This is a genomic window from Streptomyces sp. NPDC046379 (assembly GCF_055587785.1).
On sequence record NZ_JBVJFP010000007.1, the window covers coordinates 65,567 to 88,238 of the forward strand.

The following is a 22,672-nucleotide window of genomic DNA, read 5'->3' on the forward strand; positions in this document are numbered from 1 at the left end:
TCTGCGTCCAGGGCCGGCGCGTCCGGCGTCCGCCCGGCGGTGTGCGGGGAAGGGGCGGACCCGGGATTCTGTGGGTGCCGCCCCTTTCGGCCGTCCGTCCGTGTGCTCAGGAGCCCGACATGACGCGCCCGAAGACGGGGTCGTGGCCCGGCTTTCCGATGCCCACGGACGACGCGCCGAAGTTCACCGCACCGGTGGTCGTGACGCCCTTGGCGGAGCCGCGCAGGACCCAGACGGCGCCGTCGTCGCTGTTCTCGCCGGCCGCGCCCACCGACAGATCGGCGCGGCCGTCCCTGTTGTGGTCGGCGAGGTGGACGGCGCCGCCGAACAGGTCCGAGGACTCGTTGGCGCCCGGGACCCCCGAGGTGCCCTGGTTGAAGGACTGGGCGCCGGTGGCCGTCAGGCCGGAGGCGCCGCCGCGCAGCACCCAGACGTTGCCCGCGTGGCTCGCGGAGCCGATGGTCTCGAAGTTCGCGCCGACGGCGAGGTCCGGGTGGCCGTCGCCGTTGACGTCGCCCGCGGCGAGTGAGCCGCCGAACGAGTCGTCGGACTCGTCCGCTCCCGGTACACCCGCGGTGTCCTGGCTGAAGGCGGCGCTGCGGGTGGTGTCGACGCCCGCGGTACCGCCGTAGAACACCGTGACGTAGCCGCCCTCGGCCGTCTGGTCGAAGATGTCGAGGAAGTCGGTGCCGACGACCAGGTCGTCGTGCCCGTCGCGGTCGAAGTCGGCCGCGGTGAGCGCGCCCGCGTACCCGGGGCCCGCCTCGGTCTGGAAGACGGGCCCGGTCGGGGTGCCCCGGTGGACGAAGTTGCCCGTGGAGGATCCCACCACCACGTCGTCCACCCGGTCGTCGTCGAAGTCGCCGGCAGCCAGCTCGACGGCGCCCCTGGGATACGCGCCGGACTCGATCTTCGCGTCGAAGCGCAGCTTGCCGGCCGCGCCGCCGGACTTGGTGAAGCCGCCCTTGAAGATCCACACGTCCTTGCCGGTGGAACCGACGGCCAGGTCGGTCCTCCCGTCACCGGTGAAGTCGCCGACCGCGAGGGACTGGCCGAACCGGTCGTGGCCCGACGCGTTCGGGTCGCCGATCACCGTGCCGCCCGACAGGCCGGACGAGCCTCCCCACAGGATGGTGACCGAACCGCCGTCGGTGTCGCCGCCGACGTCCTCCAGCGGTGTGCCCACGACGAGATCGCCGTAGCCGTCCGCGTTGAGGTCACCGTGCGCGAGTTCGGTGCCGAAGCGGTCGGAGGTCTCCGAGGAGCCCGGCACGCCGGCGGATTCCTGCGAGGTGGTCTTGCGGCGCGCGGGGCTGATGCCGCCGGCCGAGCCGTAGGTGACGACCACGGCACCCGCCTTCGCCTTCCCGCCCGCGACGGCGCCGGGGGCGCCGATCGCCAGATCGCGGTAGCCGTCGCCGTTGAAGTCGTCGGCGAGGCCCGACGGGGCGGCACTCGCCCCGCCGGGCAGGGCGACGAGCAGGCCGCCGGCGAGGGCGACCGCGACGGCGGTGGCGCCGAGGACGGCGCGACGACGGGAGCGTTCGTGGTGGGACCGGGGCATGAGTTCCTCTCCAGGCATACGTACGAGCCAGGATTTGACCTCTGGGGAGCCCGAAAGGTTGTACGGGAAAGGAGAGTTCGCCGATACGGAGGTCGTACGGCGTCCGGCGGGTCCGGGCGCACACGGCCGCGGGTGCCGAGCGCACTCCCGCTCGGCCCGCTGTTCCGGGGCGACGGCGGACACCGCCCCGCACGCCGGGGACCGGGGCGGAGGCGGCGGACGGCCGGGCCTCGGGGAAAGCGTGTTGCGCAGGCCGGTGTCGAGGTGCGTTCCGTCGTCGCCGGTCTCCGCTCAGGCCGGCTCCGGCGCCGGTTCCGGCTCCCGTTCCGGTGCGCGCGCCGGCGCCCGGCCCCGGGACCAGGTCGCCGTCGTCCGTGCGTACGCGTAGATCACCGAGGCCATCGCCAGCAAGAGCAGCGGGCCGGACAGCCAAGGGTGTTCGGCCATCTGGACCGGCAGCCAGCGGTACGACGTCAGGAGGGCGGTGAACACCGTCGTGCCGTGGGCGACCAGCCGGATGCCCGCGCGGTCCCAGCCCTGGTCGTGGGCGCGCAGGGCCGCCTCGATGGTGAGGGTGAAGACCACACCGGCGACGAGGTCCACGCCGTAGTGGTAGCCGAAGCCCAGCGTCGCGGCCAGGGTGGCGACCAGCCAGAACGTTCCCGCGTGGCGCAGTGCGCGCGGGCCCTTGCGGGTGTGGAGGAAGATGGCGACCGCCCATGCCGTGTGCAGGCTGGGCATGCAGTTGCGCGGGGTGATCCCGTCGAACGGCATCGGCTCCGGGGCGCCGATCGGCGGCAGCGTCCGCGGCCACAGGTCGGCCACGGCCCAGGGCGCGCTGGGCGGCATGTCCGGCGCCCACAGGCTGACCTCCGCCCAGTGGGCGGCGCCGGTGCCGTAGGCGAAGATCGGGCCGACCACCGGGAAGATCATGTAGAAGGCGGGGCCGATGAGGCCGATCACCAGGAACGTGCGGACCAGGTGATGGCGGGGGAAGCGGCGTTCGGCGGCCACCTTGCGCAGTTGGTAGAGGGCGGCGAGGACCGCGGCCACCGCGAGGTTGCCGTAGACGAAGTCGAGGAAGTTGAAGCCGACGGAGCCGCTCGCCGTCACGATCCGGCCGGCCAGCCACGACGGGTTGCCCAGGGCGTGGTCGGCGGTGGCCACGTACTGGTCGAGGACGCCGGGGCGGGTCTTGGAGGTGAGGAGCAGCCAGGTGTCGCCGGTCTTGCGGCCGGCCATCAGCAGGAGGCCGAGCCCCGCGCCCTTCAGCAGCAGGACGCGTTCGGGGCCCGTGCGGCGGGTGACCGCGACGACCGCGCAGCCGAGGATCGCCCACAGTGCCCCGTTGCCGAAGGGGTGGCCGCCGTGCGTCTCGATGCCGGCCGCCCACCGCACGGCGAGGAAGACGGTGTCGATGCCGAGGGCCGCCCCCACGGCGATGAACCGCTGCCGCCAGGGGAGCACCACCAGCGTCAGCGCCAGGGCGGCGTAGAGCAGACCGGCCGACTTGGGGGCGTGGATCACCTCCCGCGCCTGGGTGGTGATCGGGCCCGGTGCGCCGTAGTGCCGTGCGGCGACCTCGAGCGCGACGAGGAACCCGAGGGTCACGACGGCGGCCAGGGACCAGAGGACGAACCGTGCGCGGCCGCCCGCGGGCCGGGCGGCCGCGGCGCCCTCGGGTATTCGCCGCGGGCGGGCAAGGTTCTGCGGTGGTATGTGTCTCAACTTCTGTCAGCTTCGTTCGGCGGTGAGGTGCTCAGGCGGGAAAGCGCGGGGTGGGGTGGGACGGGGCGGGCGTCGTCGCGCGGAACGGCCGCCTCGGACGGGTCAGTCGGGGTGTTCGGGCCGGCCCGGCCCAGGCGGACGGCGGCCGTCAGGTGGCGGACCCCATGCCGAAGACACCTCGTACCCCCCTGTTTCGCCCCCGCACGCCATCCGTGCCCCTGCAGTTTCCCCCGGAGCGGACGGCCGTGGTCGTCGGCGGTGCCCCCAGGTTCTCGCGCTGAGCGAAGCACAGCGCATCTGCGCAGGTCAATAACCATGCGGGTGCGTGCGGGTACGTCGGCGGCGGTGCCGTACCGGGGCGGGCGGGATCACGTCGACCCGACCAGCGTGTCAGGGACATGTACCCCACCTCGTGATCATGGACCCGTCCGACTGCTACGATCCGGCCACTTGGCCGGGGGGTGTCCGAACGCCATGTCCGTCCGCCGGTCACGACCTGCGGCTCGGCGGCGCGCACGCGCAAGCCTCTCCCTGCCTTCCGCCCCCGTCCCGGAGAGGTCCGCATGGGCAGACGTGTGCTCGTACGAGGCGCCACCGCCGCCGTCGTTTCCTTCTCGCTCGCCCTCGGGCTCGGCCCGCTGACGGCCGGCAGCGTGCACGCCGCCCCGGCCGCCGGGGAGGTGGTCGTGCCGGCGACCACGTCGGCGCTGCCCTCCACGAGCCTGCTGAGCGCGGGGCCCTCGGGCTTCCTCCGCTACGAGCAGGGGCGCGGTCACCTGTGGACGGGCTACGACGGTGTCGACACGGTCGTCGACCCGGACGGCTGGAACACGTACCGGTCCTTCGGCTCCGGCGCGGGCTCGGACGTCGTCGCCCGCCTCGACGGCTCCCGGAGGACCGTCACGCTGCGGAACATGAAGTCCGGCGAGGTCAACGAGGTCGCGCTGCCCGAGGGGCACTCCTACCTGAGCACTCTCGGCTCGACCGTCGTCACGAGCACGGGCACGTACCGGACCGGCACCACCTGGCATCTGCTGGACGTCCGGGACGACGGCTCCGTCGCCGTCCGCACGGTGGAGGGGGCGCCCGCCGGCGCCTACCTGTGGAACTCGACGCTGACCGACGCGGACGGACAGGTGGTGCGGTACGAGAAGGACGAGAAGACCTTCACCGCCTGGCTCGACGTCGAGCAGGGGCGCCTGATCACCCTGCCGTACAACGTGGAGCCCTGGTACAGCCAGGTCGCGCTCAGTGCCACGCACCTGGTGTGGTGGTACGACGGCGCCCTGAACATCGCCTCCCGCGACGACCTGACCGCCGCCCCCCGGAAGGTGCCCGCGGACCCCGGGTCGGTGCTCGGTCTGGTCGGCGACACCGTCCTCATGGCCCGGCACGAGCCCTCCCTGGGCTGGCACCAGGAACACCTCCCGGTGTGGCGGGTCGACGCCGTGCCGCTGGACGGCTCCCCGTCCCGCACGGTCATGGCCAGGTCGTCCCACCACGCCATGGCCACTCCGGACGGCGGGCTCCTGGTGCCGGGCGGCCCCGACACGGACGGGTGGGGCGTGTCCCTCGTCGAGGCGGCCGAGGGCGGCGGGGTCACCGTGCGCCGGATCGCCGACGCGTACCCGCGGCAGGCCGTGCACACGGTGTCCCAGATGACGTACGACCAGGGGCGGCTGACCACCGTCGAGGAGGACCCCCTGGGCGAGATGACGTACCTCCACACCCGTGAGACCGGTCTGACCGGCGCCCCCTTCGTCGGGCCGCGCGCCAACCTCGGCCGGATCGCGGCGGTGGACTACACCGAGGGCCGCCCCCGCATCTTCCCCACCGGCGACGGACGCACCGTCATCTCCGGCTACGGCACCTCCGCCGCCGAGCAGCCCCGGCTCCTCGGCCCCGGCCAGTCCCTGCCCGGCACGCTGATCGACGGCTCCCGCACGTACCAGACCGTGGCCGCCGCCAGTGGCCGCTTCGCCGCCCTGACGGAGCCGTGGGACAGCGACGGCAAGGCGCTCACCCGCGTCGTCGACCTGGACAGCGGGCGGACGCTGTACACGACGACGGAGAACGTCGCGGCCATCTCGGGCACCACCCTCTGGGTGCGGTCCGGCGGCGGCTCCGTGACCGCCGTCGACCTGCTCACCGGGCAGGAGGTCGACTGGGTGTCGTTCGGGCGCGGCTGCCTGCTGAACGACTTCCAGGCCGTCGGCCGCTGGCTGCTGTGGCACTGCGTGCTCAACTCCGAGGGCCAGGGCGTCTACGACACGGTCACCGACCGGAACATCACGCTGGCCGACGGCGACAGCTGGGAGCAGGCGCGGCTCGGCGACGGCTTCGTGGCGACCGTCGAGGACAGCCGGCTCAAGGTGATCGACGTCCGCGGCGGGACGCCCGTGCCGCACTTCGCGGGGACGTTCGAGTGGGGCACCTGGGACGTCGACCCGTACACCGGCGTCATCGCCCAGCTGCGCTCCGACAACGGCGTCGTCCTGACCCCCAGCGGCGTCCCCGTCTCCCCGCTCGTCCAGCGCGACGCCACGGTCGCCGCGTCGGCCGACGTCAAGGGCGGGGCGGGGCGGTGGGCCCCTAAGTGGTGGCTGAACAAGGCGGCCGCCTCCTGGCAGCTCGTCGTCAGGCACAAGGCGACGGGCACGGTCGTGCGCACCCTGTCCGGCGGCCCGGCGCCCGGCGTGGTGGCCGCGTCGTGGAACGGGAAGGACACCGCCGGCCGGCTGGTCCGCAACGGGGCGTACACCTGGTCGCTCACCGTCGACCCGGCGGACGGGCAGGGCGCGGCCCTGACGAAGACGGGCACGGTGAAGGTCTCGGGCGCCGCGGCGGCCTGGCGTGACTTCGTCGCCTCGGACGGTTTCGGCGAGGTGCTGACGCTGAACGGCTCGGGCGGACTGACGTACCAGTACGGGTCCGGCAAGGGGACGTTCACGGGGAAGCGGACGGGCTCCGGGTGGCCCACGACGGTGAAGGCCGTGCCGTTCGGCGACCTGAACGGCGACCGGTGCAACGACGTGCTCGTGCGGTACAGCAGCGGGACCCTGCGCGCCTACCGGCCGGCGTGCGGCGCGGCGGTGACGCCGTCGACGCCGTACACGTCGCTGGGCACGGGCTGGGACCAGTACAACGTGCTCACCTCGCCGGGCGACGTCAGCGGCGACGGCCGTGCCGACCTGATCACCCGCAAGTCGTCCACCGGCGACGTCTACCTCCACAAGGCCACCAGCACCGGCAAGTTCGCGACCCGGGTGAAGATCGCCTCCGGCTGGACCGGCTACAAGAAGATCGTCGGCGCCGGCGACCTCAACGGCGACGGCCACGGCGACCTGCTCGCCCAGGACGGGTCCAACGAACTGTGGCGCTACGACGGCACCGGAACCGGCAGGTTCAAGAGCCGGGTGAAGGTCTTCAGCGACTGGGGGTCGTCGTACAACGTGCTGGTGGGCGTGGGCGACGTCACCGGGGACGGCAAGGGCGATCTGGTGGCCCGTGACACGTCCGGGGCGGTGTGGCGGGTCAACGGCAACGGCAAGGGGTCCTTCGGGAGCCGTACGCGGATCGCCACGGGGTGGCAGGGGTACAAGGGCGTTTTCTGAGCCCTCCGCCTCCCCTGCCGTCAGCAAGTGGACCTCCCCCTTTCCCGTCAGCCGTGGACCATCGACCACGGGCGCGGCGCCTCGTCCGGCGGCCTCGGGGCGCCCCCGCGTCCCGAGGCCGCCGTGCGGTCGCGGGTCGAAACCCCGGCCGCCGGCTCCGCGAAGAAGTGCTCCTGCTTCGTCCCGGGCACCCTGAACTCCCCGCCCGCGGAGCGTCCGAGGACCATCGAGGACCTGCCCGAGGGCGACACCCTCGTCTTCCAGGTGACCGTCGGCGCGGACGGCCCGTCGGCGTTCCTGACGGGGGCCGGCGGCTTCTCGGAGCGGGCGGTGCGGGGCCTCGGTCCCGACCTCGCGACGATCGCCGTGCCGAACAGCACGTACACCCACCGCTGTGCGCCCCGGCTGCTCAGCGCGCTGGACCGTCCTCCCGTGGCCGTGCCCGTGCACCGGGACGACTTCGAGGTGGCCCTGAAGGGTTCGCCGCAGCCCGATCCGTCCATGGACGTGGCGGACTTCGTCGCCCGGATCGGGCAGGCGTCCCCGGACACGCGGGTCGTCGTCCCGGACTACCGCACGGTGTACGACGCCGCGATGCGGCCGGTGACGGAGGTGGGGTGACGGGGCGCACGGCGTGAAGCGGACGTTGCCGCACGGCCGTTCAGCCCGCGCACGGCTTGCCCTGCTTCTCGCTCGACTCCCCCTGGCGGTAGGCGCCGCAGACCAGGACGGCCTTCGGGTGGTTCCCGGACTGGCGCAGCAGGACGAGGGTCTTGTCGTCGGGCGGTGCGTTGGCGCCCTCGTAGGAGACGTACCCGGTGGCGCCGTTGAAGGCGACGCCGTTGCCGAGGACCAGCAGGACGGACTTGCGGTCGACCTCCGGGTCGGCCAGGCCGGCCTCGCGCACCGCCTCCGACAGGACGTGGAAGGCGTCGTACGAGACCGCGGAGTGGCCGTCCTGCTTCCAGGGGTCCGTCCCCGTGGTGGTGGTCTCCACATAGGCGACGTAGTCCTCGACGAACCTGTCGGTCCGGTCGCTGGCGTCGGGATGGTCGTCGGGCAGCCGGTGCGCGGAGTAGTACAGGCGCAGCCACTCCTTGTCGGCGAACGCGCCGGTCTGCGCCACGTTGGTCAGCTCGTTGCCGCCGAGCACCGTCACGTCGCGCTCGGTGCAGGTGCCCGCGGTGTCCATGGAGTTGATGAGCGCGGTGAAGTCCTTGGCGCGCGCCGACCAGAAGACCACCGACCGGGGCTTCTTCTCCAGCGCCTCGCACAGTGACGCCGCCAGCAGATCGGCGTCGGGCTGGGTCACCGCCCCGCTCACCGGGTCGGGGCTGAACTCGCCCTCCTGGTTGAAGTCGAACACCTGGTGTGTGCCGTCGAACTCGTCGACGAACCGCTGGGCGAGGCTGTGGCTGTAGAGGTCGGCGGAGCTTTCGATCACGATGGCGTGCTCGGCCGGGGTGCAGCGGTCCTCGTGTCCGCGCTCGGCCACGATGTGCCGCGTGTGCGCGAAGTCCGCCTGGATCCTGGCCTCACGGGAGTTGAACGGGGTGGAGGGCCAGTAGGTGCGTGCGGCGTCGCCGCCGAGCATCTCGTCGGCGGTCGCGGTGGTGCCGATCGTGGGGATGCCCGCCCGGCCCAGGACCTGGAGCGCCGCCTGGGTCTCCTTGCGGCTCTGCGCGTAGCCCAGCACGCCCACGATCCGCCGGGACGCCGGGAGGTTCCGTTCGTCCGCCATCTCCGCGACGAGCCGCTTCGCCTCGCGCTCGGCGTCGCGGAAGGCGACTCCGGCCTGGCGCACGTCCACGTGCAGGGGGATCAGGGAGTTGTTGGCCTCGGCGTCCTCGTTCAGCCTCTCCTGCCACATGGCGATGCCGCGCAGCTCCGGGATCGTCCCGTCGAAGCGGGTCTGCTCGTCGGTCCTCGGCCGGTCGGACACGAAGACGACGACCCTGCGCACCTTGCGGCCCTGGGCGGCGTAGTCCGCGACGCGCTCGTTCTGGACGCGGATGGTCTCCAGGGCCGCTTCGTACCAGTCGGTGGCCTTCACCGGTGTCGGTTCGGTGGGGGCCGACTCCGCCACGGAGCCGGTGCCGCCCAGGCAGTCGCGCGGCGGGGGGAAGAGGACGGGCGGGAGCAGCAGGCCTCCGGCGAGCAGGGCGAGCACGGCCACCCCGCTCGCGAGGGCGGCCGGGACGCGCCGGCCGAACCGGAACGTCCGCGGCGCGACGGGCAGGACGGGCACGCCGCGCGCGGCGAGGGCGGCCTCGGAGACGTCGACCAGGACGGCGGGCTCGCCCGGGCCGGCGTCGTCGGCGAGCCGCACGCTCGCCTCCGGGAAGGTGCTCTCCTGGGGGTCGCCCAGGTCCCGCAGCAGCGCCGCGGAGGGGACGCCCACGGCGACGACGAGCGGGCCCGGCGGACGGGCGGTGGCCCGGGCCAGGACCAGGGCGCGCAGGAACCGCTCCGCGGCGCGGGCGCCCGGCTCGCCCGGCGGGGGCAGCTCGACGAACAGGACCGGGCGGCCGGTTCTGCGGCGGCGGCCGGGCAGGAAGCGGCCTATCGCCGGCCGGCGCAGGTCCTCCAGCAGCGCGCGCAGCACCAGCCGGTCGAACTCCTGGAGCGCGTCTTCGTGACCGGCGTCGTCCATGAGCTGGACGGCGCGCTCGGCGGCCACGTGGTCCAGCACGCGGAACAGGTTGTTGCTGCCCTGGGCCACCGGTTCGGCGCCGAGCCAGCCGCGCATGACCTTGCGGGAGACGCGGCGGGCCCATAACCAGCGCGGGAACAGCTGGACGAACGACAGCCAGCTGAGGCCGGCCAGGAAGCCGGCGACCCCGTCGAGGGCGGGGCCCTCCATGCGGGTGAAGGCGAGCGGGCCGCCGCGTGCCGCCCGCTGTTCGCCGGCGTACGCCCGCAGTTGCGCTTCCTGGTCGGCGTTGGTCGCCCACTCGTCGGGGTGCGCCCTGATGTAGTCCACCAGGTCGCACATGACGTGGAAGTGCGGGAAGCGGTCGGGGGTCATGTGCTGCGGGGCGCTGCGGTACAGCTGCGTCCCCGCGCCGGCCGACAGCAGCCGGGCGTCGGCGTCCGCACCGGTGCCGGCCGGGAGGTGGGCGAACGGCACCCGCTGCCGCAGCGCTCCGGTCAGGGCGGCGACGACGCGGTCCACGCCGCCGCGGTACGACTCCTGCGGCACGCGTAACAGGAACAGTGGTGGACTGGTCGCAAGTTTCGCCCGGTTCTCGTACGCGGGGGCCACGGTGACCCTGAACTCCCGTACGAACTCGATCGCTTGATCGTTGGGGAATCTGGGGCCGTCGATCGGTGCGTTCATCTGCGCAACTCCCCCGCGGAAAAGGAGTTGAAGGATAGCGGCGTTGTGGCGGGCGTCACAACGGGGTCGTCCCGAACCGGGCAGGAGGCCGGGACCGGGATTGACGGCCCGGCCCGACCGACGGCCGGAGGCGGGACCGACCGACGGCCGAAACCTGGACCGACCGACGACGGGGACCGGACCGACCGACGGCCGAAACCTGGACCCACCGACGGCCGGGACCGGACCGACCGACGGCCGGGAACCTGGACCCACCGACGGCCGGGACCGGACCGACCGACGGCCGAGACCGGACCAACAGCCCGTCCCGGCCCGGGGCTTGGCTTGTGTGTCGCCCCGGGCTTCGGCGTCGTCCGGGGCCTCCGTTTCGCTGCGGGCCCCCGTCCCGCCCCAAGCTTCCGGCTCAGCGGGTCTGCAGCCACACCGCCAGCAGGCCCACCGCGGCCGTGCCCGCTCCGTAGCACGCGCCCCGGAGGAACTGATCGGCGGCGACACGGCGGCGGCGTGAGAGCCACCGGGCCGCGTCGCGCGTGACGCGTCGCACGTCCATGGCGTCGCACCTGCTTCCGTCGGCTCACCGGCCGGCGTACGCCGGGACCGGGTGGGGTGCCTGGGCGGGGCGGAGGAGGGTGAACGCGACCCGGCCCGCGGCGTCGACGCGGACGCCGTGCACGGCGGGCTCGGGCAGGCTGTTGTAGTGGAAGGGCGTCGAGAAGTAGTAGGCGCCCGTGTCCGGTACGACGATCAGGTCGCCGGCGTCGAGGAGGGGCAGGGCGCGGTCGCGGGCCAGCAGGTCCCCGGCGAAGCAGCAGGGGCCGGCGACGTCCTGCGCGACGGGCGGGCCCTGCTTGGCGCGGCCCTCGGCGTCGTGGGCCTCGATGCGCAGCGGCCAGGCGTCGGGGGCGAACACCGTCCTGGTGGCGACCTGCGCACCGGCGTGGGTGATGGCGATGGGGCGCCCGCCGACGGTCTTGGTGTACTCGACGTACGCCGCCATGAATCCGTTCTTGGCCAGCACGGACCGGCCGAACTCGGTGACGACCTCGTACCTGCCGGAGAACAGGGCCGGCGCGTGCTCGCGCAGCTGCTCGACGTAGGCGTCGAAGCCGGGCGTCGTCTCGTCGTCGGCGAAGTTGACGGGCAGTCCGCCGCCGATGTCGATGCCGGTGACCTGGCGGCGGCCGAGGTGCGCGTTGATCTCCTCGGCGAGGTCGACGGCCTTCGCGATGCCGCGGGCGATCAGGTCGAGGGGGCAGCCCTGCGAGCCGACGTGCGTGTGGACCCAGGTGAGCCAGGGGCGGTCGCGGTACGCCTGGAGCAGCCGCCGCCGGTTGCCCTCGTCCTCCAGGGGGATGCCGAACTTGGAGGTGGCGGTCGCGGTGCTCATGGCGGAGATCGCACCGGCACCGACCTGGGGGTTGACGCGCACGCCGATCCGCGAGTCGGAGGGGCGGGTGGCGAGGATGTCGTCGATGCGGTCGAGCTCCTGGAAGCTGTCGGCGTTCACCGCGACGCCGAGGCTCAGGGCGTGGACCAGTTCCGCGCGGGTCTTGGCCGGGGAGTCGAACACGATGTGCGCGGGCTCGAAGCCGGCCTCCAGCGCCTGGGCCAGCTCGCCGGCGCTGGCGACCTCGCAGCCCATGCCGTGCAGACGCACCTGCTCCAGCACGGGGACCAGGCAGTTCGCCTTGGCCGCGAACGCGTGCAGGACCCGCAGCGAGTCGGGGAACGCGCCGCGCAGGGACGCGACGGTCGCCTCGACTCCGTCGAGGTCGACGAAGCCGGCCAGCAGGGCCGTCTCGGGGTCCAGGAGTCCCTGCCGTACGGCCGCCCGCAGAATCAGCTCGCGCCGGCCGGCCTTGTCGGAACCAGTCATCGTGCACTCTCCCTGAGTCGGGTTCTCACCGCCCACTGCTACCGCGGGCGGTGTCATCAGACTCGCGCCGAAGCGCCACGGGCGTCTTCGTCGGGAGGCCCGGTGTCGCGCCGCGCGCTTCTCGCCCCGGGGCGCGACCGCGGGCGTCGCACAGCCTCCGTCGTGCGCGGGCACGACGGAGGCGGCCGTTCATGGTGGCGGCGTCCGAGAGGGCCCTCTCCCGACTCGGAGGACTAGGCGTCGCCGCGGTCCAGAAGGCGCAGCTGGAGGTGGGCGAGGAGGCGGGCGTCGGGGTCGCGCAGGTCGAGGGCGGACACCTCGGTGAGGCGGGTGATCCGGTGCCGGAGGCTGTTGGCGTGGACGCCCAGGGCGCGGGCGGTGTTCGGGACGTTGCCGAAGTGGTCGAGGTACGCGCGCAGGGTCTCCACCATGGTGCCGCCGCCCGGTCCGGCGTCGTACGCCACCAGGCGGGCCACCGGCGTGTCCGGAGCGGGGTCCGGGCCGGGCAGCGCGTCGAGCATCTGGTGCAGGGCGATCGTCTCGGCCACCTCGCTCGCGAAGGCGACGGTGCGGTCCCCGCCCTTCGTGAGCAGCGCGCTCAGCGCCAGGTCGGCCGACCGGCGGGACTCGGGCAGGCTGGCCAGGCCGTCGGCCAACGTGCCCAGACCGATCCGCGTCTCGGGCCCGAACATGCGGGCCACCTGCTCGGCCAGCGCCTTGCCCAGCCGTGCCACCTGCTCGACGGCCCGTCCCGCGTCCCGGTGCAGCGCGCCGACGACGACCAGCGCCCCCTGGTCGACCGGCACCACGACCGGGGTGAGGCCGGACGAGCCGCAGCGCACCGCCAGCAGCGCGCACAGTCTGCCGCTGTCCTCGCCCTTGCAGGGGGCGCCGGCGCGCACCGCCAGCACGGCGCAGTGTCCCCGTACCGGGATTCCGGTGTGCTCGGCCACCGCTCCGGCGGAGCCGCGTCCGTCGAGCAGGGCCCGGGCCGCGTCCTCGACGAGCCGGGCGTGCGTGCGCCGGGAGCGGTGGTGGTGGAGCAGGTGCACGGCGGCCACCCGCGCCGCCGACCGCAGCGTGTCGGCGGCGTGCGACGGGAAGCCCTCTCCGCCCGCGGCGGCCACCCAGATCGAGCCCAGGTTCTCCCGGCCCGCCGTGACGGCCACGACGAGCCGCTCGGGGTTGTCGCCGTGCGCCGGCCGGTGGATGACGTCCCCCGAACTCCACAGCGCCTGGAAGAAACCGTCCTCCCGCATGGCGGCCACCCGCCACTGAGGCACCCGCCGGCCGAGGATCGTCAGCCGGCGCAGCTCGTCCACGTCCTCGCGCGTGGAGGAGTAGCCCAGCACCCGGGACTCCACGTCCTCGATCGTCACCGATCCGCCGACCAGCACGGCGATCGCGTCGGCCAGCCCGTTCAGGTCCCCCGGCGCGACGGCCGCCACGGCCGGGTCCGCGGGGACTCCGCACAGGACGAGACCGGCCCGCAGCGCGCCGATCAGCTCGGTCCACTCGCACCACGCCGTCCGGAACAGCACCGCCGCGCCGGCCTCCTCGGCCGCCGCCCGTAACGCGTCCGGGGACCGCCCCGGCCGGTTCCCCGACGCGTCCGGGGACGGCCCGGTCCGGCCCGGGCCGAAGACCACCGCGACGGCTCCCGATCCGGCGGCGTCGCGCACGGCGTCGACGGCGGCGGCCGACCGCGGATCGACGCCCACCGCCAACAGCACCTGTCCCCGCGCCGGCCGCGGCTCCAGCGGGTCGAGCACCGTGACGCCCTCGACCACGTCCCCGAGCCCTCGCGGCGCCGCGTACGTCTCCAGCGTCCCGGCCCCCATGACCGCCAGCAGTTTCTCCAGCGTCGGCCCCGCCGCGGCGTCCCCCTGCCCGCCCGCACCGTTCGGCACCATCCGGCCCCCCTCGCCCTTCGGCCCCCTTGCCCTGGCGCGTAGCGTAGCGGGGCGGGCGGGGGAAATGACCGCTGTATCCGGATACTGCTCATCATGCGTTTCCGCCATCGGCGGGCGGGCGTCAGGGCCCGTGCGCGTATCGGCACGGGGCGGCGGGGTACAAGAACCTTTGCCGACAGGGGACATGACCCCGCATCGAGGGGGAATCCGGGCAATCAAGTCAAAAGTGCGGATCACCATCGACAACCGGGAGTGTTCCATGACCAGTTACGGCGGTTCCCCTTCCGCGTCCTCCGGCTCGCGCACCAACGGCATGGCCGTCGCGAGCCTGTGCTGCGGCGTCGTCGGGCTGTTCTTCCTCAACATGGTGCTGGGCCCGCTGGCCATCGTCTTCGGTATGGTCGCCCGCCGTCAGGCGGGGGCCGGGAACGGCGCCGGCATGGCCAAGGCGGGCATCGTCCTCGGTGTCATCGACATCGTGCTCTGGCTGATCGTCCTGCTCGTCGCCGCGAACAACGGCGGGTTCGGCTGGTACCTGAACGGCTGACGCCTCCGGGTGACCGAGCCACCATGGGCGACATCCTCGTGGGGACGTGTTCGTGGACCGACCCGGCGCTCGTGCGCAGCGGGTGGTACCCCGCCGGGCGGCGGGACGCCGAGGGGCGGTTGCGGTACTACGGGGAGCGGTTCCCCGTGGTGGAGGTGGACGCCTCGTACTACGCCCTGCCGGGTGAGCGCAACAGCCGGTTGTGGGTGGAGCGCACGCCGGACGGGTTCGTGTTCGATGTGAAGGCGTTCTCGCTGCTCACCGGGCATCCGACGCGCAGCGCGGTGATGCCGGACGGGCTGCCCGCCGACGCGCGGGACCCGGGGGTGCTGGACGAGGTGTGGGCGCGGTTCGCCGCAGGGATCGAGCCCCTGCGGCGGGCCGGGCGGCTCGGGTGCGTGCTGTTCCAGTTCCCGCCGTGGTTGCGGCCCGGGGCGCGGGCGGAGGAGGTTCTGGCGGACACCGCACGGCGGTGCGAAGGATGGCCCCTCGCCGTCGAGTTCCGGCACTCCTCGTGGTGGCGCGAGGAACGGGCGCCGGCCACGCGGGCGTTGCTCGCGCGGTACGGGATGGCCGCCGTCGCCGTCGACATGCCGCAGGGGTTCGCGGCCTCCGTGCCGCCGGTCACCCCCGTCACCACGCCCCGGCTGTCCGTCGTGCGGTTCCACGGGCGCAGTGCCGCGTGGCAGCACGGGAACAAGGAGGAGCGGTACCGGCACGCGTACGGTGAGCACGAACTCGCCGAGTGGGTACCGCGGTTGCGCCACCTGGCCGGGCGGACCGGCCAGGTGCACGTCCTGTTCAACAACTGCTGCGGCCCGGCGTCCGTGCGGGCCGCCGAGGAGATGACACGGCTGCTCGGGTCCACCCCGCCCGCGACCGGCCGTTCAGGTGCGCTGGAAGAACTCCACCTCAGCGAGGGCCAGATGACGACCCGCGGTCAGACCGACGGGTGAACGCAGGACCAGCCGGATCGACTTCACGTCGCTGAAGCCGGTCCGGAACGGCTGCGGGCCCGGTTTGTCGCTGAGCGCGAGCTTCCTGGTGCGCTGCTCGCCGTCCGACGTCGTCACCACGAGGTCCATTTCGAGTGCGCGCGCCTGGCGGGCGTACTGCCGCGCGTTCTTGGACGGACCGTTGGTGATGATCACGTCGACCAGCCGGAACGGCTTGCGGAAGGTGTACGTCACCGAGGCGCCCGGCGCGGGCGCGCCCCAGTAGCTGTTGGTCACCCCGTCCGTGGTCCTTCCCACCGGGTGCCCGGAGACCTCGGCGCTCGCCCGGCTGGTCGCCGGCGTCACGGGCCTGGGCTTGCCCAGCTTGTCCCGGGTGTCCTCGAACAGGGCCCGGCCGGCCGGCAGCAGCGCCACGCCGGCCGCGCACAGGGCGGCCACCGCCACGAGGATCACCACGAGACGGACCCCGCGGCCCGAACCCGCCCGCACCCGGCGGCGGAACGGCCACACGGTCCGCCACCACGGCAGCGGGGCGGGCTTCGGCGCGGGGTTCAGGGGCGCCGCGCAGCGCCGGCAGAAACGGCGGCCCGGCAGGTTGGGCACACCGCAGTCGGGGCAGGGCGCGCCGTCCGACTCCTCCGGGGCCGGCACGGGCCGTACGACGGGACGCGGGGCCACCGGCCTGGCGGGGCGGACCGGCAGCACGGGGGGCGGGGACGAAGGCGGGGACGGGGACGAAGCCGGGGATGGGGATGGGGGTGGGGGCGCGGGTGCGGGGGTGGTTGCGGAGGTGTCGGGGTGGGGGTCGTCGCCGGGGGCGCCGCCGGTGGGGCGGTGCCGGCGGTCGGGTGCGGCGGGCGTACGGTCGGTGTCCGCGGCGGGCGCGGCGGCCGTCCTGCCGGTGTCGTCCGCGGCCGGCGCCGGGTTCGCCGCCTCGCCGTCACCGGGTCCGTGCCCCGTCGCCGTCGTCCGGGCCGCGGTCGTCGAAGCGGGTCCCGGTGACGGGGCGGGACCGGGCGACGTCCCGGGCCCCGGCGCCTCCGGGGACCCCGCCCCCGCGTCCGACCACCCCAGGTACGCGCCGCAGTTGCCGCAGAAGTCGTCCGTGGCGCCGTTGGACGCCCCGCACGCGGGACACGCGCGCATCCGCGTCACCTTCCTTCGGGGGCGGGCGGGCCCGTGAGGATCTCCACCCGGCAGACGGTGTGCGCCGGGCACAGGGCCCGGACGATGTCGTGGACCCGGCCCGCGTCCGGCGCGTCCGCCCCGGGGTCCGGCCACACCCGGACGAGAGGTCCGGGAGGACTCTCCGGCGGCAGGCCGGCGCCGGGAGCGGCGGACCAGGCCGTGCCGCCGTCGCCGGTCACCTCGGCGTGCACGCCCAGTGCGAGCCGCAGGCCCTCGACCAGGCCGCGGCGCGTACCGCGCCACCGGTGCAGCTCCACCGCGCGCACGACCGCCTCGCGGCGCCGCTCCAGGGGCCTGCCGGGGTCGTCGGCGACGGCCACCCAGGACGCCAGCCAGGCCACGAAGTCCGGCGGGGCCACGCGGGGGTCGAGGTAGGCGGTCAGGTTGTCGAGGGTCGCGAAGACGGGGGCGAGGACGGTGTCGAGGCCGGCGGTGAACCGCTGCGCGAAGTCGTCGTCGGCGTAGAGGGCGGGCAGCTGCGCGCCGATGGGGTGGCGGCTCGGCAGGCCCGGTACCGCGGCGCGGCTCATCGGCCCTCCTCGGGTCCGAGGGCCGTGACGACCACCTGGTGCTGGTACGAGAAGACGAGCGCGCCCGCGGCCACGTCGACGCGGTCCGTCGGGGCGCCCCGACGGCCGGTGACCGGGTCGGCGGGGAACAGCCGGATGTCCTCGATCAGCGCGTCGCCGGTGGCACGTTGCAGCACGCCGAACACCTCCCCGTACTGCACGGCCCGCCCGAACGGCCAGCCGGTCCCGTCCGGGCCGCCGCGCAGCGGGTTGAGGTGCCGGAACAGCGCGTCGAGTGCCGCCTGGCGCACCCGGTCGGCGTCGGCGGGCGGGGCGGCGAGCCGGGCCACCACGGTGACGCCCTGGTAGACCGGCGGCTCCACCACCAGGCGGGTGCCGATCAGGCGGCGCTCGTCGAGACTCGCCGCGATCGCCGTCAGCACCTGGTCCGAGGGGATCAGCTGCTCGAAGCGGAGCCGGTCGTCGCCCTCGTCGGCCACCGCGTCCGGCACCACCAGGATGCGCACGGCGCCCGCGCCGCCGTCCGCGGCGGGCACACAGCGCACCCGGCGCACCGAGGGCGCCGCGCGGCGGGCGATGATCTCGTGGTCCTCGGCGGTGACCGCCCGCTCCTGCGTGCGCAGCGCCTCGGGCGCCCGCAGCTTGGCGTTGGCGACCGTCTCACCGGCGACGCCGCCGCGCGCCGCCTCCCGGTTCACCACCTGGGCGACGTACGGAACCGAGCTGCGCAGCACGGAGATCGCGCCGCGGGGCACGTTGCCCGCCGGGCCTCCGCCGGTGCGGTAACGGGCCACCCGCACGTGGGCGCCCTTCGGCGGCACGGCGCCGCAGTGCCGCAGCGTGCCGTCCGGCTCGCGCAGCACCGGCGGGAAGAGGAACTCGCCGGTGGTGGCGTCCACCCGGACGTGCCGGTCGTCGGGAGAGGAGCGGCCGAAGTGCTCCACGACCTCCCAGCGGACCCAGCCGTCGTCGGAGGACACCTCCACCACCGGGGGCTCGCCGTCGAGCAGGACGGGCGGGCGGCCGAGCCGGAACGTCTGCCCCGCCACACCCTCCGACACGCCGAGCGGCACATCGGTCACGGTCTCGGCGTGCTCCACGGACATCGTGCCGCCCACGGTGAACACCGCCGCCTCGCGGACGGTCGGGGACTCCGAGTAGAACGGCTGGCCCGGTTCCGGTTCGGTGACGCGGCAGCGCAGCCAGCCCGCCCGGGCGCCGCCGATCACCGACGCGGTGTGCCCGGCCGGCACGTACAGGACGACCTCGCCGGGGCGGTTGAGGCCGCCGGTGGTGTCCGTGCCGGTCTCGCACGGCCGCCAGCCGCCGCCGTCCCACGCCTCCCACGCCAGCGGCGGCTGGCGCGGGTCGACGCCGACGCCCTCCACGCGGCTGTCCAGGCGCACGGCGACCACGCAGCGCGGCACCGCCGTCGGCAGGCCGAACAGCAGCGCGTCGCCCGGCTGCGGGGCCGGCTGGAAGCAGCGCACGTCGCGGCCCTCGCCGAGCTCCCCGGTGCGGTCGGTCTGCTCGCCGGTCCGGGGCGCGGTCACCAGTCGGATCAACTCGCTGGGGACGATGCGCAGTTCGTCCGTGGTCGCGAACACGACGGCCTCGTCGCTCTCGTCGGTCTCACCGCGCGCGGTGGTCACCTCGGTGCCCGCGGGCAGCACCACCGTGTCGGGCTGCGGCGCCGACAGCCAGAAGTCGACGTCGGTACCGGCCGCGGCGGGCGGGAACAGGCCGATGCCCAGCAGGTCGAGGAACGCGGTGTAGTTCTTGTCCGGCACCCGGTTCAGCCGGTACAGCAACTGGTCCACCAGGTAGGCGAACGTCTCGATCAGGGTGACGCCGGGGTCGGAGACGTTGTGGTCGGTCCACTCCGGGGCGCGCTGCTGGACGTACCGCTTGGCCTCGTCGACGAGTTCCTGGAACCGCCGGTCGTCCAGGTTGGGCGAGGGCAGGGCCATCAGTCGGCGCCCCGTTCGCCGGGCGGCTCCTCGGAGGGGATCGTGTAGAAGGGGAAGACCAGGTTGCGCCGGTCGTTGGTGGAGCGCACGGTGTAGTGCACGTCGATGTAGAGGGTGCCGGCCTCGACCGCGTCGAAGGCGACCACCACGTCGTCCACCGTGATGCGCGGCTCCCACCGCTCCAGGGCCTCGCGCACCTGCCGTCCGACCCGTCCCGCGGTGGCGCCGTCGCCGGGGGCGAAGACGTGGTCGTGGATGCCGCAGCCGAACTCGGGGCGCATCGGGCGCTCGCCGGGCGCGGTGCCGAGCACCAGCCGGATCGCCTCCTCGATCTCCTGCTCCCGTTCGGCCATCGCGATCCCGCCGGTCGGCCCGACCCGCAGCGGGAACGCCCAGCCGCGCCCGATGAACCGCTCGCTCATCACACACCGCCGATCAGGACGTTCGGGGCGCCGGTCAGGATCATCGCGCCGCACGTCGTCCGGTCGCGCGCCCGCGCCGCCGGCACGCCGCCGATCAGGACGGCGCCGGACACGGCGGCGGCGGGGTTGGGCAGGACGACGTTGCCCGGCCCCAGGAGTGCGTGCGGCGGCGTCGCGCAGGCGTGCACACTGCCGACGACGGCGGCGGGCCGGCCGCCGATCAGCACACGCGCCACCGCGGCGGCCGCGGCGGGCGGCGGGGTGGCGATCACACCGCCGTGGTCGGTCGGGTCACCGGTACGGGCTGCGGCCGGCATGGGGTGCTCCTCTTTCCTGGTTCCTCGGGCGTCACGGCTGTGACTCTTCCTGTTCCTCGGGCGTCGGTGACTCTTCTCGGTCCCTCGGGCGTCGGTCGACCCGGACGCCCCCGGGTGTCAGTTGATCCGGACGAGGCGGGCCTTGAGGACGCCCAGCAGGCCGCCGTCGACCGTGACGCCGGTGCGGCCGGTGACCTCCACCGAACGGCCGCCGATCCGGACCCCGGCCGTGCCGTCGATGTCCACCTGCCGGCCCTTGACGCTCACGTCGCCCGCCCCCGCGTCCAGCGTGATCCCGTTCCTGTCGAGCTGGACGGAGGTGAGCGGTCTGCCGCGCCCGGCGTACACCGTCAGCTCGATCCGGCCGAGCCGGTCGTCGAGCCGTACCTCGAGCCGCTCGTCCCCGGTGACGAGCCGCAGTCCGGAGGGGCCCGGCGCCCGCGCGTCCAGCAGCTCCACCCGGTGTCCCGAACGGGACGCCACCGAGCGGCGGTTGACCCTGCCGCTGGTCCTGTCGATCAGCGGCACGTCGTGGGGGGAGGGCCGGTCCACGCCGTTGTAGAGACCGCCGATGACGTACGGGCTGTCCAGCAGCCCCTGTTCGAACCCGACCAGGACCTCGTCGTTGACCTCGGGGCTGATCACGCCCCCGCCGCCCTTGCCGCCCCACTGGACGGTGCGCACCCAGTCGGTGACGTACGTGTCGTCCAGCCAGGGGAACCTCAGCCGCACCGCGCCGCGTTCGGCGCCGGCCGGCTCGCGCACGTCCGTCACCACGCCGATCGCCAGTCCCGGCATGCGCGGGCCGCGGGCGGGCGCGTTGGCGCCGGTCACCAGCCCGGTGAGGGAGCGGTCGGGGCTGGCGCTCACCCACACGGTCGTGCGGTAGCCGCCGTGCGGCTCCAGGACGTGCTGCACCGCCGTCGCCGTGTACTTGCCCGAGAACGCCCGGCCCACGTTGCCGAGCGTCACGGGCAGGCCGGCCCGCAGCCGGGGGTTGCCCTCGGCCGTCGCCTCCAGCTCCGCGAAACCCGCGGCGACCTGGCCGGCGACCGCGCCCGCCGCCGCGGTCGTCTCGGCCTGCGTGCGGTACGGGGTGTCCGTGACGGTCACCTTGGCGGCCTTGCCGAACCGGGCGGCGGCCGTGGCGGGGCTGAGCCCCGGCAGCACGGTGTCGGCGTTCACCGACGGGTGCCGGGCCACCAGCGGCCGCTTCGTGGTGACGTCCCAGCCGCGCACCTCCACCGACGACGCCCCGTCCGCGGCCGACAGCGAGGCCCGCAGCGACAGCAGGTTCCGCCCGTACTCCAGCACCATCGGGTCGCGGGCCGCGGTGGTCGACGGCGCGGGCGCGCCGGACGCCTTCCGCGGCCGGGTGAACTGGAGCAGCCCCTTGTCGTCGACGCGCACCTGCGCGCCGCTCTCGCCCGCGAGGAACTGCAGGAAGTCCCAGTCGGACACGTTCGCCTGCGACAGCTGCCGGTAGGTGACCGGCGCGGCCTGCACGGTCCCGCAGGCCAGCCCGGCCCCGGCGGCGACCTTGCGCACGATCGCCGCCGCCGTCATGTTCCGGTACGCCACCACCTTCCGGCCCCGCTGGAGGCGGTGCGCCTTGGAGTAGGCGCGCACCACCGTGAACGAGCCGGTGCCGTCCCGGTCCAGTTCCAGCGCCGTCACCTCACCGCTGAACAGCCGCTCGCGTGCCCGCCCGTTCACGGTGACGACCGACACCCGCAGCGGGGTGCCGATCGTGATGCCGGTCGCCTGGAGGAACTCGTGGTCGGGGTCGCGGAAGGACAGCACCGCGGCGTCCGGCAGCCCCACGTTCTCGTCGACCACGCAGCTCACCAGCTGGGCGGCCCACACCGGCGGCAGTTCGGCGGGCGTCTCCACAATCGGGTCCGCCGCGAACGAGCGGGCTCCCCGCGACTCGGCCTTGGTCACCGTTCCTCCTCCCCGCCGGCGTCCCGCAGCCCCGGCACCACGAGTTCGGCGCCGGGTTCGAGCACCATCGGGTCGTCGATTCCGTTCGCCTCCGCGATGGCCCGCCAGGCGGTCGCGTCGCCGTACTCCCGCCAGGCCAGCAGGGCCAGGCTGTCGCCCGCGACGACGGTGTGCGTGCTGCGGCCGGTGCGCGCGCCGGACGTCGGGTTCTGGCCCGGCGGGTCGACGCTCGCCTCCTCGATCGACAGGGCGCAGGTGGCCCGCAGCGGCCTGCCGTCCACGTCGAACAGCGTGTACGTCACGGACAGGCTCGACAGCACCCCGTCGAACGACGTGGTCCGCGCAGTGCCCCACTCGAAGCGCACCCAGGGGCTGGCCGGCTTCTTGCGGCCCAGGCTGGCCGGCGTCGGCACACACGCCTTCATCAGCTTCTCCACCGCCCGTTCCACGGAGTCGTCGTGGGTGGCGGTGGCGTCCAGGAACACCTCCAGGCTCAGCGCGCGCGGGCCGCTGCCGACGAACTCGGGCAGCGCCGACTCCGCCGCGTTCCGGGACGGGGTGCGCCGCCACTCGGTGGTCTTGCGCAGCTCCAGGGTGGCCGGGTTGAACTGGAGGTCGAGCCGCGCGATCGTGCCGCCGGGCTTCGCGCCGACCGAGGCGGGCGGCTCCTTCAGGGTCAGCTGGGCCCTGGCCCGACTGGCGCGGACCGCTGGGGTCATGCGGAACCTCCTTCCGGGTGTGCGGGGTTCGGGATCGGGGAGAG

The 22,672-nt window shown here is 74.4% G+C and carries 16 protein-coding genes and 1 pseudogene; 4 read left to right on the forward strand and 13 right to left on the reverse strand.

The annotated features are described in order from the left end of the window. Window positions 1-106: 106 nt before the first annotated feature. Together ACZ6KF_RS14550 and ACZ6KF_RS14555 are read right to left on the reverse strand one after the other, a co-directional pair. The gene (locus ACZ6KF_RS14550; protein WP_469238567.1) at window positions 107-1,564 is read right to left on the reverse strand and encodes an FG-GAP-like repeat-containing protein; all 1,458 of its coding nucleotides are present in this window, start codon (window positions 1,562-1,564) and stop codon (window positions 107-109) included. A gap of 291 nt (window positions 1,565-1,855) precedes the next feature. After that, entirely contained in the window at window positions 1,856-3,187 is a 1,332-nt protein-coding gene (locus ACZ6KF_RS14555; RefSeq protein ID WP_469238730.1) for a DUF5933 domain-containing protein, read from the reverse strand. A gap of 668 nt (window positions 3,188-3,855) precedes the next feature. On the opposite strand from ACZ6KF_RS14555, the gene ACZ6KF_RS14560 reads away from it, so the two are divergent. Both ACZ6KF_RS14560 and ACZ6KF_RS14565 read left to right on the forward strand, forming a co-directional pair. After that, window positions 3,856-6,906 carry an FG-GAP-like repeat-containing protein gene (locus ACZ6KF_RS14560; protein WP_469238569.1) on the forward strand — a complete coding sequence of 1,017 codons (3,051 nt, stop codon included), beginning with the start codon at window positions 3,856-3,858 and terminating at the stop codon, window positions 6,904-6,906. Window positions 6,907-7,068: 162 nt separating this feature from the next. Continuing rightward, a pseudogene (locus ACZ6KF_RS14565) lies at window positions 7,069-7,527 on the forward strand (MBL fold metallo-hydrolase); the annotation flags it as partial. 40 nt (window positions 7,528-7,567) lie between these two features. On the opposite strand, the gene ACZ6KF_RS14570 reads toward ACZ6KF_RS14565, so the two are convergent. The 4 genes from ACZ6KF_RS14570 to ACZ6KF_RS14585 all read right to left on the reverse strand — a co-directional run bounded on the left by ACZ6KF_RS14570 (window position 7,568) and on the right by ACZ6KF_RS14585 (window position 14,035). After that, window positions 7,568-10,246 (reverse strand): type 1 periplasmic-binding domain-containing protein, encoded by a 2,679-nt coding sequence (locus tag ACZ6KF_RS14570; RefSeq protein ID WP_469238571.1) that lies wholly within the window; start codon window positions 10,244-10,246, stop codon window positions 7,568-7,570. A 403-nt stretch (window positions 10,247-10,649) separates the two neighbouring features. After that, the gene (locus ACZ6KF_RS14575; RefSeq protein ID WP_356631326.1) at window positions 10,650-10,796 is read right to left on the reverse strand and encodes a hypothetical protein; all 147 of its coding nucleotides are present in this window, start codon (window positions 10,794-10,796) and stop codon (window positions 10,650-10,652) included. A 24-nt stretch (window positions 10,797-10,820) separates the two neighbouring features. Continuing rightward, complete coding sequence (locus ACZ6KF_RS14580) at window positions 10,821-12,122, reverse strand: type III PLP-dependent enzyme domain-containing protein (RefSeq protein ID WP_356631328.1); 1,302 nt, start codon at window positions 12,120-12,122, stop codon at window positions 10,821-10,823. Between the two features lie 233 nt (window positions 12,123-12,355). Then, window positions 12,356-14,035: a PucR family transcriptional regulator gene (locus ACZ6KF_RS14585; protein WP_469238574.1), complete on the reverse strand. Its 1,680-nt coding sequence runs from the start codon at window positions 14,033-14,035 to the stop codon at window positions 12,356-12,358. A 259-nt stretch (window positions 14,036-14,294) separates the two neighbouring features. Here ACZ6KF_RS14585 and ACZ6KF_RS14590 point away from each other — a divergent pair, with 259 nt between their 5' ends. Continuing rightward, on the forward strand, window positions 14,295-14,582 hold the full coding sequence (locus ACZ6KF_RS14590; RefSeq protein ID WP_356631332.1) for a DUF4190 domain-containing protein: 288 nt from the start codon (window positions 14,295-14,297) through the stop codon (window positions 14,580-14,582). A gap of 23 nt (window positions 14,583-14,605) precedes the next feature. Continuing rightward, window positions 14,606-15,538, forward strand: a complete 933-nt coding sequence (locus ACZ6KF_RS14595) for a DUF72 domain-containing protein (protein ID WP_469175641.1) — start codon at window positions 14,606-14,608, stop codon at window positions 15,536-15,538. Here ACZ6KF_RS14595 and ACZ6KF_RS14600 read toward each other — a convergent pair. The 7 genes from ACZ6KF_RS14600 to ACZ6KF_RS14630 form a co-directional block, all read right to left on the reverse strand. After that, entirely contained in the window at window positions 15,470-16,684 is a 1,215-nt protein-coding gene (locus tag ACZ6KF_RS14600) for an NADase-type glycan-binding domain-containing protein (RefSeq protein WP_469238575.1), read from the reverse strand. The two genes, ACZ6KF_RS14595 and ACZ6KF_RS14600, sit on opposite strands and share 69 nt — an antisense overlap. 5 nt (window positions 16,685-16,689) lie before the next feature. Then, on the reverse strand, window positions 16,690-17,256 hold the full coding sequence (locus ACZ6KF_RS14605; protein ID WP_469238577.1) for a phage tail protein: 567 nt from the start codon (window positions 17,254-17,256) through the stop codon (window positions 16,690-16,692). Then, window positions 17,253-19,226: a putative baseplate assembly protein gene (locus ACZ6KF_RS14610; RefSeq protein WP_469175647.1), complete on the reverse strand. Its 1,974-nt coding sequence runs from the start codon at window positions 19,224-19,226 to the stop codon at window positions 17,253-17,255. The genes ACZ6KF_RS14605 and ACZ6KF_RS14610 overlap by 4 nt, the downstream gene beginning before the upstream one ends. After that, entirely contained in the window at window positions 19,226-19,648 is a 423-nt protein-coding gene (locus ACZ6KF_RS14615; protein ID WP_356631342.1) for a GPW/gp25 family protein, read from the reverse strand. Before ACZ6KF_RS14615 ends, ACZ6KF_RS14610 begins: the two co-directional genes overlap by 1 nt. Further along, window positions 19,648-19,965: a PAAR domain-containing protein gene (locus tag ACZ6KF_RS14620; RefSeq protein ID WP_469175649.1), complete on the reverse strand. Its 318-nt coding sequence runs from the start codon at window positions 19,963-19,965 to the stop codon at window positions 19,648-19,650. Before ACZ6KF_RS14620 ends, ACZ6KF_RS14615 begins: the two co-directional genes overlap by 1 nt. 117 nt (window positions 19,966-20,082) lie before the next feature. Next, window positions 20,083-21,909 carry a VgrG-related protein gene (locus ACZ6KF_RS14625; protein ID WP_356631346.1) on the reverse strand — a complete coding sequence of 609 codons (1,827 nt, stop codon included), beginning with the start codon at window positions 21,907-21,909 and terminating at the stop codon, window positions 20,083-20,085. Then, on the reverse strand, window positions 21,906-22,628 hold the full coding sequence (locus ACZ6KF_RS14630; protein ID WP_469238579.1) for a CIS tube protein: 723 nt from the start codon (window positions 22,626-22,628) through the stop codon (window positions 21,906-21,908). Before ACZ6KF_RS14630 ends, ACZ6KF_RS14625 begins: the two co-directional genes overlap by 4 nt. Window positions 22,629-22,672 lie beyond the last annotated feature (44 nt).

Excerpts from the sequence above, each read along its gene's own strand:
- ACZ6KF_RS14605 (WP_469238577.1), bottom strand. The coding sequence starts at position 17,256 with ATGAGCCGCGCCGCGGTACCGGGCCTGCCGAGCCGCCACCCCATCGGC.
- ACZ6KF_RS14570 (WP_469238571.1), bottom strand. The coding sequence starts at position 10,246 with ATGAACGCACCGATCGACGGCCCCAGATTCCCCAACGATCAAGCGATC.
- ACZ6KF_RS14590 (WP_356631332.1), top strand. The coding sequence starts at position 14,295 with ATGACCAGTTACGGCGGTTCCCCTTCCGCGTCCTCCGGCTCGCGCACC.
- ACZ6KF_RS14575 (WP_356631326.1), bottom strand. The coding sequence starts at position 10,796 with ATGGACGTGCGACGCGTCACGCGCGACGCGGCCCGGTGGCTCTCACGC.
- ACZ6KF_RS14560 (WP_469238569.1), top strand. The coding sequence starts at position 3,856 with ATGGGCAGACGTGTGCTCGTACGAGGCGCCACCGCCGCCGTCGTTTCC.
- ACZ6KF_RS14610 (WP_469175647.1), bottom strand. The coding sequence starts at position 19,226 with ATGGCCCTGCCCTCGCCCAACCTGGACGACCGGCGGTTCCAGGAACTC.
- ACZ6KF_RS14600 (WP_469238575.1), bottom strand. The coding sequence starts at position 16,684 with ATGCGCGCGTGTCCCGCGTGCGGGGCGTCCAACGGCGCCACGGACGAC.
- ACZ6KF_RS14580 (WP_356631328.1), bottom strand. The coding sequence starts at position 12,122 with ATGACTGGTTCCGACAAGGCCGGCCGGCGCGAGCTGATTCTGCGGGCG.
- ACZ6KF_RS14620 (WP_469175649.1), bottom strand. The coding sequence starts at position 19,965 with ATGCCGGCCGCAGCCCGTACCGGTGACCCGACCGACCACGGCGGTGTG.
- ACZ6KF_RS14585 (WP_469238574.1), bottom strand. The coding sequence starts at position 14,035 with ATGGTGCCGAACGGTGCGGGCGGGCAGGGGGACGCCGCGGCGGGGCCG.
- ACZ6KF_RS14595 (WP_469175641.1), top strand. The coding sequence starts at position 14,606 with ATGGGCGACATCCTCGTGGGGACGTGTTCGTGGACCGACCCGGCGCTC.
- ACZ6KF_RS14630 (WP_469238579.1), bottom strand. The coding sequence starts at position 22,628 with ATGACCCCAGCGGTCCGCGCCAGTCGGGCCAGGGCCCAGCTGACCCTG.
- ACZ6KF_RS14615 (WP_356631342.1), bottom strand. The coding sequence starts at position 19,648 with ATGAGCGAGCGGTTCATCGGGCGCGGCTGGGCGTTCCCGCTGCGGGTC.
- ACZ6KF_RS14550 (WP_469238567.1), bottom strand. The coding sequence starts at position 1,564 with ATGCCCCGGTCCCACCACGAACGCTCCCGTCGTCGCGCCGTCCTCGGC.